This window comes from Acinetobacter sp. NCu2D-2 (genome assembly GCF_001647675.1).
GTDB lineage: Bacteria > Pseudomonadota > Gammaproteobacteria > Pseudomonadales > Moraxellaceae > Acinetobacter.
In genome coordinates this window covers 298,094-310,669 of sequence record NZ_CP015594.1, presented here as the reverse complement: position 1 = coordinate 310,669, position 12,576 = coordinate 298,094, and the positions used below count along the sequence as shown (strand labels likewise).

At 40.6% G+C, this 12,576-nt stretch carries 13 protein-coding genes; 8 read left to right on the top strand and 5 right to left on the bottom strand.

What is annotated here, in order from left to right; genetic code table 11:
* The first annotated feature begins 40 nt into the window (after window positions 1-40).
* From A3K93_RS01425 to truA, 4 genes are all read left to right on the top strand, one after another.
* A complete protein-coding gene (locus A3K93_RS01425) occupies window positions 41-1,735 on the top strand; it encodes a FimV/HubP-related protein (RefSeq protein ID WP_067728253.1) in 1,695 nt (564 codons plus the stop codon).
* Window positions 1,736-1,796: 61 nt separating this feature from the next.
* Window positions 1,797-3,035 (top strand): hypothetical protein, encoded by a 1,239-nt coding sequence (locus tag A3K93_RS01420; protein ID WP_067728251.1) that lies wholly within the window; start codon window positions 1,797-1,799, stop codon window positions 3,033-3,035.
* A gap of 45 nt (window positions 3,036-3,080) precedes the next feature.
* A complete protein-coding gene (locus tag A3K93_RS01415; RefSeq protein ID WP_067728249.1) occupies window positions 3,081-4,043 on the top strand; it encodes an asparaginase domain-containing protein in 963 nt (320 codons plus the stop codon).
* Between the two features lie 18 nt (window positions 4,044-4,061).
* The gene (gene truA / locus A3K93_RS01410; RefSeq protein ID WP_067728247.1) at window positions 4,062-4,859 is read left to right on the top strand and encodes a tRNA pseudouridine(38-40) synthase TruA; all 798 of its coding nucleotides are present in this window, start codon (window positions 4,062-4,064) and stop codon (window positions 4,857-4,859) included.
* A gap of 120 nt (window positions 4,860-4,979) precedes the next feature.
* Here the strand turns inward: truA and A3K93_RS01405 are convergent, their stop codons facing one another.
* Window positions 4,980-5,987, bottom strand: a complete 1,008-nt coding sequence (locus A3K93_RS01405) for an AraC family transcriptional regulator (protein WP_067728245.1) — start codon at window positions 5,985-5,987, stop codon at window positions 4,980-4,982.
* Between the two features lie 231 nt (window positions 5,988-6,218).
* Here A3K93_RS01405 and infA point away from each other — a divergent pair, with 231 nt between their 5' ends.
* Both infA and A3K93_RS01395 read left to right on the top strand, forming a co-directional pair.
* Window positions 6,219-6,440, top strand: a complete 222-nt coding sequence (gene infA / locus A3K93_RS01400) for a translation initiation factor IF-1 (RefSeq protein ID WP_001284370.1) — start codon at window positions 6,219-6,221, stop codon at window positions 6,438-6,440.
* Window positions 6,441-6,614: 174 nt separating this feature from the next.
* Window positions 6,615-7,028: a hypothetical protein gene (locus tag A3K93_RS01395; RefSeq protein WP_067728243.1), complete on the top strand. Its 414-nt coding sequence runs from the start codon at window positions 6,615-6,617 to the stop codon at window positions 7,026-7,028.
* 52 nt (window positions 7,029-7,080) lie between these two features.
* Here the strand turns inward: A3K93_RS01395 and leuB are convergent, their stop codons facing one another.
* The 4 genes from leuB to leuC form a co-directional block, all read right to left on the bottom strand.
* Complete coding sequence (gene leuB, locus A3K93_RS01390) at window positions 7,081-8,160, bottom strand: 3-isopropylmalate dehydrogenase (RefSeq protein WP_067728241.1); 1,080 nt, start codon at window positions 8,158-8,160, stop codon at window positions 7,081-7,083.
* 39 nt (window positions 8,161-8,199) lie between these two features.
* Window positions 8,200-8,763 carry a hypothetical protein gene (locus A3K93_RS01385; RefSeq protein WP_067728238.1) on the bottom strand — a complete coding sequence of 188 codons (564 nt, stop codon included), beginning with the start codon at window positions 8,761-8,763 and terminating at the stop codon, window positions 8,200-8,202.
* A gap of 84 nt (window positions 8,764-8,847) precedes the next feature.
* The gene (gene leuD / locus A3K93_RS01380) at window positions 8,848-9,498 is read right to left on the bottom strand and encodes a 3-isopropylmalate dehydratase small subunit (RefSeq protein WP_067728236.1); all 651 of its coding nucleotides are present in this window, start codon (window positions 9,496-9,498) and stop codon (window positions 8,848-8,850) included.
* A 14-nt stretch (window positions 9,499-9,512) separates the two neighbouring features.
* Complete coding sequence (leuC, locus tag A3K93_RS01375; protein WP_067728234.1) at window positions 9,513-10,946, bottom strand: 3-isopropylmalate dehydratase large subunit; 1,434 nt, start codon at window positions 10,944-10,946, stop codon at window positions 9,513-9,515.
* 265 nt (window positions 10,947-11,211) lie between these two features.
* Between leuC and A3K93_RS01370 the strand changes: the two genes are divergently transcribed.
* Window positions 11,212-11,448, top strand: coding sequence for a DUF2061 domain-containing protein (locus A3K93_RS01370; protein WP_067728231.1), 237 nt, complete (start codon window positions 11,212-11,214; stop codon window positions 11,446-11,448).
* Window positions 11,449-11,695: 247 nt separating this feature from the next.
* Window positions 11,696-12,559: a LysR family transcriptional regulator gene (locus A3K93_RS01365; RefSeq protein ID WP_067728229.1), complete on the top strand. Its 864-nt coding sequence runs from the start codon at window positions 11,696-11,698 to the stop codon at window positions 12,557-12,559.
* Window positions 12,560-12,576: the final 17 nt, after the last annotated feature.

Here is a 12,576-nt window from a genome sequence, read left to right as displayed (position 1 = left end):
AATTTTCGCTTTGCGACCGTGACTGAGCTCAAAAATTAAGATGACTGCATATAACAAATTAAAGATTGCCATTTTAGCCACTATTGCTACACAGACGAGTTTTGCGATCAATGTTGATCCTGTTCAGATTCAATCTGCACCAGGTGAGTTACTCTATGCAGAAATTAATTTCAGACAATCGAATAGTCAGATTCCGGTTGAAGTCAGTCTCGCTTCCCCAGATGATTTGGCATCGATTGGCGCAATGCATCAACCGCCCGGACATTTAAACTTCTATACCCGCCGTAATGGTAATGGTACAGGCGTGATTACGATTACCTCATCTCGCCCGATGACCGATCGTGAACTCAATATTATTATTAAAATTAAAGAAGGGAATGCAGCACACCTGCAACACATCCGTAAACCTTTACAGGCGAAGAAAGAAACGACTCAGCTAACAGCCAGCCAAAACGAGCGTCCATTAAAGCCAATTGTAGTGGTGAGCGAAAAAGATATCGGGCTAAATTTACCTGTCAGCACACAATATTCTGCGCCAAAACCTGTTGTTGCGCTTGAAAAGCCATTAGCGGTCAAAAAAATTGCACCACCTATGCTTTCTGCAAGCTCAATTCCAAAGCAAGTGACGCCTGCAATCAGTACTGCAATCCCTACGGCAACTCAAACTGCGACTACACCGTCGCCAACTCAAAGTACGCCGAAAGCAGTCACAGTACCTAGGCCACAACCGATTGTAGCTACAACTGTCTCAAAACCTGTGCCGACTGTAGTACCTACACCCGTTGAAAAAATACCAACACAAACCGAAGCCAAAATTAAAGCAGATATTGAAAAACAAATTACAAATTCTGTTCCACCTGTGAAAATGCAGGATAAACAGCATACAGCTACTCCGCCTACGCCTTCTGTTGAAAAAATAACGACTCAAACAGAAAAACCTCAAACTACAAAAATAGCTGACGTTAAAGAACCTGCTATTGAGTCAGTTCAAGCAATAGAAAAACCAACGCCAATTCCAAGCCAAGCTACTGTACCTGCATCTCCAGTACATAATTTTGCACCGCAAACAGAATCTCTTGATCCATTGGTGCGAAAATACAAAGAACAGCAGGCTCAACTGACACAACAAAAAACAATTCAGCCTTCTCCAATTCAAAAGATAGAACATAGTCCAGTTCAGGCATCGACTGCTTCTGCAAACTATGTTGTACAGTCCAATGAGTCTTTATGGAAAATTGCTGAACGCGTAGCACAAGCAGAAAAAAAATCTGTGAATGAAGTTATGCAAAGTATCAAAAAAAATAATGAACATGCCTTTATTGGTGGAGATGCAAACCGTTTGCGTAAAGGCGCATCGTTGAATTTAACTGCGAGCACCACCAATAACAAAGCACAGAAAATCACCCCATCTGAGCTAAAAACACAAAAAGCAACGACGCCTACAAAAACCAAATATCGGCTAAATCAGGCTGAAATGAGTTTGGTTGCAGAGAACCAATCGCATTCCAAAACACTTTCTGCAAATCACAACACATTACAAGATCAATCTAAGAATAAGTTGTCATTAAAAATTATGACAGCTCGTGAAAAAACCGTTAAATTACAGAGAAACGTAACTGAATCTGAATTGGCACTTAATCAAAAGGATCATAGAATTCAATTACTCAACGCACGTTTAGCTCGACTGGAACAACAGTTAAAAGCCCAACAGGCGGATAAAAAGCCAATTCAATAAGATTCACATAATGATTTATTGGGACGCACAATGAACAGTGTTGTCCTCAAGGGGTATAACCATGCTGATGTATTTAATTCCACTGGTGCTTTTAATTGTCGTTTTATTGGTATTAAAAAAACGACAAGACAGTCAAGCTTCAGCAAAGCCAAAAAGAACAGCAAATACAGGCAAAACCACAAAAACACCTTCGCGAACCAACGTTGTTGAAGAACCTGTCTCTGTTCCCAAAACGGCGACCCCATTAGCGCCAGAGTTACGCCAAAAAATCGAAACGCTGATTAAAGAAGATAATTTCTTTGCTGCTGAGGCTCAGATTAACCAAGCCTTAAACCGTGATAACTCGCAGCATGACCTATATTTATTACTTCTTGATATTCATACCAAACAAAAAGATGATTTTGCCATTACGCAGCTGATTAACCATATCCGAGTATTGGGTTTAAGCGAAGTTCTAGCTAAAGCAGAAGCAAAACGCATTGAGTATGAAGAAGCGAATAAAACGAGTAATGAAACAATGGATTTTGGTAAATCTATTGACACCGTACCAACTACACAAACACTTGTTGACGATAAAGCTTTCGATGCACTTCAAGATGAAATTAAACCATCAACTAAATCTGTATTTGAAGCCAAACCGACCCAAAACGATATCAAACCCCTTGAGTTTAATTTCGACTCGTCATTTACTCAACTCGATACTAAGGTAGAACCTGTAAAAGAAGAAACTGCAACTCAAGAAGCTGCACCTGTTGCTGACTTATCTTTTGATTTAGATCCATCACCTAAAATCGAAGAAGCGCCTGCTGCCCCTACGCTTGAGTTTAAATTAGACGATATCAAACCAGCTGAACCTGTAGCGCCAGCGCAAGAGGAAATTCAGCCTTTAGACTTTTCTTTCTCTTTAGATAGTGTTCCTGCTGTTGAAGAAAAAGTTGAACCGATTACGCTTGACTTAAATACAGAAAATCTTGATACACCAGCGCCAACCGCTGAACCTTCCACGCTAGATTTCAAACTTGATTCTTTAGAACCAAAACAGGAAACACCAAGCACAGGTATTCAAGTTGCAGTACCTGAAACACCTGTATCAAAAGCAGACCAAAACGATCCTTTGGTGCAATCATTCCCTGAGCTCATCGATAATGATGAAATCAGTTTAAATATCGTTCTTGCTGAACAATATATTAAACTGGGTGCCTATGATGCAGCGCGTGAATTATTAGCAGAGAAAGAAAGCCAATATTCAGCAGAACAAAAACAGCAAGTCAGCGAACTCTTAAATCAAATCGCTTCTTAAAGTTTTTCGTTTTAAACTAAAGCAGTCATTACAGGCTGCTTTTTTATGAAAGAAACAATCGCATTAATTTATATGGGTGGAACATTTGGTTGTGTGGGTAATCCACTGAGCCCGATGTCTGCGGAATTATTTATTCCACAGCTAGAGCGTTATTGTTCTCATGATGTTGATGTTACCTGTTTTAAAGCGCCAACGATTAAAGATAGCAGTGCCTGTACAGCAATAGACTGGCTGGAACTCATCCGATTTATTCAGAGTCTAATTGCTCAGAAATATCAATACTTTGTCATTATTCATGGCACCGATACGCTAAGCTATGCCAGTGCAGTGCTTAGTCATTTTTTAGCAAATCAAGCCACCGTTATTTTAACAGGGAGCCAATACCCTCTATTAAATGTCACGGGCGATGCACTACGTGAATTTAGTGATGCGAATAATAATCTGCAGTTTGCCTTACAGTCTGTACTCAAAACATCGCCTGGTGTTTATCTGGCTTTTAATCAGCATTTATTTCATGCACGATCTGCACTCAAGCAACATACCACCGAACTTCATGCTTTCCATGGCCTAGACTCCGATGTCTCTCTCCCTATTCGTCATCCACTAACAGTGACTGCAGCACATATTAAACAAGCAGATACATTTAATTGTATGAGTTGTATGATGCAACCGATTGAACTTGAACAACAAGTACAAAATTTACAAAACGTACTGAATCATCCCCCGCATTTTTTAATCTTACAAGGGTTTGGCACAGGTAACTTGGCAGTCAATCAACCTCTCATTCAGCTTATTGATCAACTCTATGACCAAGGTTGTGCAACTATACTGACTACTCAAGTGCCATTCGGTGGTACAGATCAACGTTATGCCATCGCCGATTGGGTTAAAGACAGTAAAGTTTTACTCAATGACAGCTATGGGCATGCCGATCTTTATGCAAAAGCCTTAAAAATGTATTTACAATATGACCGCGTAGACCAATGGCATGCGCATTGGTACGAATAAAGAACTTTTGAGGTAAATATGCAACGTTTTGCAATTGGGATTGAGTTTTGTGGGATGAACTATCGAGGTTGGCAAACTCAACAACCCGGCGTTGCGAGTGTACAAGAAACCATTGAGAAAGTACTTTCAACAGTCGCAAATGAACCGATTATCCTACACGGTGCTGGTCGCACAGATGCCGGGGTTCATGCCACAAATATGGTTGCGCATTTTGATACCAATGCTATTCGTTCTAAACACGGTTGGTTGCGTGGCTGTAACAGTCAACTCCCAAAAGATATTTCCATCCAATGGATTCAAGAGATGGACGAGCAGTTTCACGCGCGTTTTAAAGCCAAAGCTCGTCGCTACCGTTATGTGGTGTATAACAATCCTGTACGCCCTGCATTACTGCATAAACAAGTCACCCATGCCTATTATGAATTAAACGTTGCAGACATGATCGAAGCAGCGAAGAAATTTGAAGGTACTCACAACTTTGAAAGTTTCCGTGCAGCGTCTTGTCAGTCTAATCAACCAGTTCGTCATGTCAGACACTGTCGTTTAATTCCACATGGACCCTATTTAGTTCTTGATATTCAAGCAGATGGCTTCTTACATCATATGGTGCGTAATATCATGGGGTGCTTATTAGAAGTTGGGCAAGGTATGTATAGCATTGACCATATTGATGAAATCTTTGCTGCCGAAGACCGCAAAGCTGCTGGTATCACTGCTCCACCTGATGGCCTCTATTTTATCCATGCAGATTATCCAGAAGAATTTAATCTTCCTGAAGTACCTTTAGGCCCACATTGGCTTAATATGCCTGAATAGTATTTTTAGAATATTCACCTCCCCTAATAACCCCTCCTAAAAGGAGGGGAAAATTCTTCTTAAAAAGGAAGAATATAAAAAATCCACCTTTGAAAAAAGGGGGGATTTTTTTGGGGGATTCTAACGCTGCTTACGCTTGCGATATTCCACTGGTGTTTCATTGGTCCAGCGTTTAAACGCACGATAGAACGTGCTTGGCTCAGAGAAGCCTGTCAGATAAACAATCCGCTCTACACTTTCATTGGTTCCCGCCAATAAACGTTTCGCTAAACGACAACGATAGTCCGACAAGATTTGCTGGAAGCTCGTGTTCGCCTCAGAAAGCTGCGTTCTCAAACGACGGGGCGTAATATTAAGCTGTGCCGCCACTGTTTCTAAAGTCGTTTCACCACTTTCCAATGTCGAACCTATTGCACGACGTACTTCACCGACCAAGTCATAACGTGCCAACTCTTGCAATTTTTCAATTGCCAGTTGCTCATGTAACTGTAATAACTCAGGTTCAGCTTGCCATAACGGGAAATCTAGAATACTTGGATCAAAATACAAACGGGTTTCTTTTTGCCCAAGACTCACAGGACATTCAAAAACACGGAAGTATTCATCATCCGTTGCGCCTTTAGAAAAGTTAAAGTCGATGTAAATCGGTGCAAAACGCCCTTCAGTAATAAACTTAAAGAAGCGTAGGACACCCGACATCGCGCATTCGGTAAAATGTCGATTGACTAAATTTTCCGCATAAGGCTGTTCACCATTGGTCAAATAGCAACGATCATCTTCTACCACCAATTTGGCATGAAATGCATCACTGATCAGACGTTGGTAGGCCAAAGCACGCTTCAACCCCTCACCAAAATTTTCACTTGATATAAACAGGTGTTCAATCACCTGCCCACGATACAGAGGTAGATGCTCACCTAAATGTAACCCAATATCGGGATCACGACTGACTTCTTCGGCAGCCACCCAAAAGGCATACTGCGCACTCAGTGGTGTGCGATCATTCGCCTCCACTTGGTTTAAAGCGACTCCTGCTTTAGTTAGTAGTTCTTCCGTAGGCAATCCCGCACGACGAATCGCTTGGTAGCCTAAACGTAATACAACCGATGCATCCGTTAGCTGACTCACTCAAAAACCTTCCTTGTATGTGCTTCATTTATACCCAAAAAGATTGATTTTAGATTAACTGCGATTGACCAAACTGACAACAAAAGAAGATAACTTTTTAGTTAAAATATTTGTACTGATACTTCGCTTATTTTACTGACAGATGATCAGTCTCACACCCGTTTCACCTTGTATTTAGCAAAAAAATTGACTATAATTTGCGCCTTTCCAATTTATTCATTCAGGTAGGCTATGGCCAATAAAGAGGAACTCATCGAGTTCGAAGGCGTTGTCACCGAGACGCTTCCTAATACTATGTTCCGTGTACGTTTAGAAAACGGTCATGAAGTGATTGCTCATATCTCTGGTAAAATGCGTAAACACTATATTCGTATTTTGACTGGCGACAGTGTAAAAGTAGAAATGACACCTTACGATTTGACTAAGGGTCGTATCACTTACCGTGCACGCTAAGTTTTAGCGCAAGCATGAAAGCCACTTTTGAGTGGCTTTTTTATTGTCTAATTTTTTATATATCCGTTTAATTCTACTTTTACTAATGTATTCACCAATTATCGAATTACAACAATAATAAGACCTATTTATCATTAAACTCAAAATGTACTTTAAGCAAATGCTGGAGTCATTATGTTTCGGTTGTCTTCTCCCCTCAATCATTCGGTCATACTGTTAGCTTTCAGTATGATTGCTGGATGTACATCTACGCCGAGTATGAACTCTCATGACCGTGAGCTATATCTCAACTCATTTGTGGGTCAGTCAAGTGAGTATATTTATAACCATCTCGATTTAAGCAAAATGGGTTATGAGCAAAGTCAGCCACCAGAGCTTAGTCCGTCTGCATTAAGCTATCACATAGAACGTAAATTATTTATTCCGATGTCAGTTCCTCAATCTAGTGCAGGAGGTACAGGCACTGTGCCTATTCCTATCGCAAATAGTCGTGCTGACGGTTATGACACCTCTTTGTCCTGTCAGATTGTCTTCCCGCTTAAGGACAATATTGCTCAATCTGTCAGTTATACAGGTAGAACCTGCTGACATAAAAAAACGCAGCCAATGCTGCGTTTTTTATAGGCTTGTAAGGTATTGATTAGTCTAAAGCAGCAACAACTGCTTGACCCATTTCAACCGTACCTACTTTCGTCATACCTTCAGACATGATATCTGCTGTACGTAAACCTTGATCTAAAACACGACCTACTGCATCTTCAATGGCTTTTGCAGCTGCTTCTTGACGGAATGTGTAACGAAGCATCATTGCAACAGAAAGGATCGTTGCAAGTGGGTTGGCAATGTTTTGACCTGCGATGTCTGGTGCAGAACCATGACATGGCTCATACATACCTTTACCATTTTCATCTAAAGATGCAGATGGCAACATACCAATTGAACCGGTTAACATCGCTGCTTCGTCAGACAAGATATCGCCAAACAAGTTACCTGTTACAATCACATCAAATTGTTTCGGTGCACGAACCAATTGCATTGCAGCATTATCTACATACATATGCGACAAGTTAATGTCTGGATATTGCTCTTCTTTCAATGCATTCACAGTTTGTTTCCAAAGTTCTGTCACTTCAAGTACGTTGGCTTTATCCACTGAACATACTTTACCGCCACGAAGTTTTGCCATTTCAAAGGCAACTTTAGCAATACGTTTGATTTCAGATTCAGCATAAACGTCAGTGTTGTAACCTTGCTTTTCACCATTTTCAAGTTCACGGATACCACGTGGTTGACCGAAGTAAATACCACCTGTAAGTTCACGAACAATCAAAATATCCAAACCAGAAACGATTTCAGGTTTTAAGCTAGACGCATCTGCCAATTGCGGATAAAGAATCGCTGGGCGCAAGTTAGCGAAAAGGTTTAGTTCGCTACGAAGTTTTAATAAACCACGCTCTGGACGGATTGAACGCTCAATCGTATCCCATTTTGGACCACCGACAGCACCTAATAAAATCGCATCTGCTTTTTGCGCTTGAGCAGAAGTAACGTCTGGATAAGGTGCACCGTGTGCATCAATCGCAGCACCACCCAATAAACCATGTTCCCATGTTAAATCTAGTTTGAATTTATCATTTACCACGCTTAATACGTGTTCAGCCGCTTTGACAATTTCAGGACCAATACCGTCACCGGCTAAAATCAAAATTTGTTTAGACATGAGATGTTCCATTTATAACGTTGGTTCTTACCAACAGGATTAAATTTTTCTTTCTACAAATTCTGCAATGCCCGTTTGAACATTGTAAGGTTTGCAGAAACGGCGAATTGTTTTGCTCTCCCGCATCAAATCCACACACAATGGATCAGGTACAGAAGCATTTAATAAACTGTCAACTTTCGTACTACGCTCACGATACATCTTTAATGTGTATTTTCGCTTTGCATGAAAGTTGTGAAATACATGTAAAACTTCTGCTTTATCTTTACTGATTGGATAGAAGCGAACCACAAGTTCATGCTGCCCCGATGGAATCGAAAGATAAATCGGATTCGGCTGGCTGAGTTTTTGTCCATTTAAACGAACAAGGTTTTGCTTCATTGCCTCTTTGTTCAAATGTCCCGATTTTGCATCAATAATGATGGTCTGATCGAGTCGCTCAAATTCACAATCTTGTGTTCCTGCACAATAAATCAAAGCATTTGACTGTGTTTCCTTGGTCTCTTTGATTTTTTTGAGCTGCAGCGTATCGATACTCTGACAAGCTGTCATTAACATCGATACACCACTTAAAGCAAACAACGGTTTCCAATATTTCGCCATGTTGATTGTTTAACCCAAGTTAAGATGTCCTGAACTCGATCTTATCAAGGGTTAAACCGACAAGCTATGACTAAATGATTAGAATTACGCACGAATTTCAGCAAACACCCAAGGTCGTGCAGCTTTAGTTTTCTCTTCATAAGCACGAATATCATCCGCAGCTTGTAAAGTTAAACCAATATCATCCAAACCATTGAGTAAACAATGTTTACGGAATGGATCGACTTCAAACTTGAATGCTTCACCTGATGGTGTACGTACTTCTTGCGCTTCAAGATCAATGGTTAATTGATAACCTTCTTGTGCAGCACATTCTTTAAATAACTGATCAACAATCTCTTCAGACAAGATCACTGGCAACATGCCGTTTTTAAAGCTGTTGTTAAAGAAAATGTCCGCGTAGCTTGGTGCGATGACAGTACGGAAACCGTATTCTTCCAATGCCCACGGTGCATGCTCACGGCTTGATCCACAACCAAAGTTGGCACGTGAAATCAAAATTGAAGCACCTTGATAACGCGGTTTATTCAATTCGAAATCTGGGTTTAATGGACGTTTTGAGTTGTCTTGACCCAAATAGCCTTCATCCAAATAACGGAGTTCATCAAAAAGATTCGCACCAAAACCAGTACGTTTAATTGATTTCAAGAACTGCTTTGGAATAATCAAATCTGTATCGACATTGGCACGGTCTAAAGGTGCAACGATACCTTGTTCAACGGTATATTTTTTCATGCTCTTTGCTCCTCTTAGAACGAACGTACGTCAACAAAGTGACCTGCAATTGCCGCTGCTGCTGCCATTGCTGGGCTCACCAAATGTGTACGACCGCCATTACCTTGACGACCTTCGAAGTTACGGTTTGAAGTCGATGCACAATGCTCACCTGGCTGCAATTTGTCAGCGTTCATCGCCAAACACATTGAACAACCTGGCTCACGCCATTCAAAACCAGCTTCGATTAATATCTTATCTAAGCCTTCTGCTTCAGCTTGAGCCTTAACTAAGCCAGAACCAGGAACCACCATCGCTTGTTTGATCGTACTTGCGACTTTTTTACCTTTAGCCACTTCAGCTGCCGCACGGATATCTTCAATACGAGAGTTGGTACAAGAACCAATAAATACACGATCTAATTTAATATCAGACAATGCCTGACCCGCATTTAAGCCCATATATTGATATGCACGTGTCCAGTCATTGCGCTGTACGTCATCTTTGGCTTGCTCTAACGTTGGAACTGCTTGAGACACTGGAATCACCATCTCAGGAGAAGTTCCCCAAGACACTTGTGGCTCAATCTCTTCGCCTTGAAGGACAACCACTGTATCGAAATGTGCACCTTCATCAGAATGCAAAGTATTCCAATACTCAACAGCTTTGTCCCAGTCTGCGCCTTTTGGTGCATATGGACGGTTTTTTACATATTCAATGGTTTTCTCATCGACAGCAACCATACCCACACGCGCACCACCTTCGATGGCCATGTTACATACGGTCATACGACCTTCAATCGACATGTCACGGAACACTTGACCACCGAACTCAATCGCGTGACCCGTACCACCTGCAGTACCAATTTTACCAATAATGGCTAAAACCACATCTTTTGGTGTTACACCTTGACCCAATTTACCGTCAACGCGTACCAACATGTTTTTCATTTTCTTTTGAACTAAGCATTGGGTTGCCAATACATGTTCAACTTCCGATGTCCCAATACCATGTGCCAAACAACCAAACGCACCATGTGTCGCAGTATGTGAGTCGCCACATACAACTGTCATACCGGGTAAAGTCAAACCTTGTTCAGGTCCTACGACGTGTGCAATCCCTTGACGAATATCATTGATATCAAACTGTGCCACATTAAATGTCTTACAGTTGTCATCTAAGGTTTGAACTTGGATACGAGACGTATCATCTTCAATACCCGCAATACCCTCTGAACGCTCTTTCGTAGACGTCGGTACGTTATGGTCAGGCGTTGCCACGTTCGCGCTTAAACGCCAAGGTTGACGACCTGCTAATTGCAAGCCTTCGAAGGCTTGCGGTGAAGTCACTTCATGCAATAAATGACGGTCAATATAAAGTAGTGATGAGCCATCATCTCGTTGTTTTACTAGATGGTCGTCCCATAATTTGTCATACAATGTTTTTGGTATTTGGGTTTCGCCTGCCATGTCGATGTACTCCACTGGACTGGGTAAATTCTTTCATTAACTTTGATTATAGCCACAGGTTCACATAAATCTAATTTATCATTTTTATTAGTTTATAAACTTTTTGGAATTACTTTTAAGCATTGCTTTTATAGTCCTTAATTGCTGATTAATTCATCTATTTTCCCGATCATTTTATTCAAAATATACGTTTTTACAGATTAAATAAGAATGATTATTATTAGCTCATTAAACAAGATCACATCGATTTTAGAGGAAGATCAACATGGCACAAGTTCAAAAATTCGTTGTAAACAATCAGCGTATGTTTAAGAAAACATTAAGCTATTACATCATGCATATTACAGTTGCGATGTTGGTCGGCTACTTTGTGACAGGCAGTTTAACAATGGCTATTGCTTTAAGTTTGTTGGAACCTACTGTTCAAGCGGTGGCTTTCTTCTTCCATGAGAAAGCATGGGAACAAAAACCGCAGGCGATTGAACAAGAAGTTTCAATATAGTCTGAAACGACTCATCATTTTAAAATAAAGACCACATTCTTCCTCTGTGGTCTTTTTTATTTACTTCAATACATAAGTCATCATAAAACCTTCAGTCACAAACTTTATGTAGGGAAACTTCTTAAAAATCCATCATTAATAACTAAAAGTTTAAATTACATTCAAAAAATACAACTTTCCCTTTGATTTATTCTTTATTTACACCAACAATACCAACATACATAAAAATTCGTTATAGGTGATTAAGATGAATCTGGCAGCCTTTGAAGCCTTTGTGAAAGTCATGGAAACGGGTTCGATTTCTTTGGCAGCAGATCAACTTTTTATTACCCAACCAGCAGTAACTAAACGTATTCATAGTTTAGAAGAATACTTTGGTGTGAAATTATTTGAATCTGCTGGGCGTGGTGTACAAGCAACCCATGCAGCACATTCGCTGCTGCCTAAAGTGAAGAATTGGCTGAATGAACTCGGTGATATTCATCATACGTTGAGTCATGAACAGGGACAGGTACAAGGTCAACTCAAAGTCGGCACCAGCCATCATATTGGGTTACATCATTTACCCACACATTTGGCGACTTATGTACAAGACTATCCAAATGTCACCCTTGATGTTCATTTTGTTGACTCAGAGCAAGCGCATGAGCAAGTCATTGCTGGTGATTTGGAATTGGCATTCTTAACCCTGCCACCTGTTGGGGACGAACGCCTGAATTACGTCACCATCTGGAATGATCCATTGGTCTTTGTGGCAGCCCCATTTCATCCCTTGGCTCAGCGCAAAAATTTGAAGTTGGAAGATTTGCTTGAATACGCAAGCTTACTCCCCTCTTCTCAAACCTATACCACACAAATCACTTTGGCTGAGTTCGAGAAACAAGGTGTAAAACCAAAAGTAACCATGAGTAATAATCCACTTGAATCCATCCGTATGTTGGTTTCCATCGGTTTAGGTTGGTCAGTTCTTCCTAAAACATTAGTCAATCATGATTTAAAACAGTTGGATATTAATTTGGAAATGAATCGTCAACTGGGTATGGTTTGGCATCCTGGACGCACTCAATCCAAAGCAGCGCAGGCTTTGGTTGAATTGATGACTTCTATTTAAATAAAAATCACTTTACA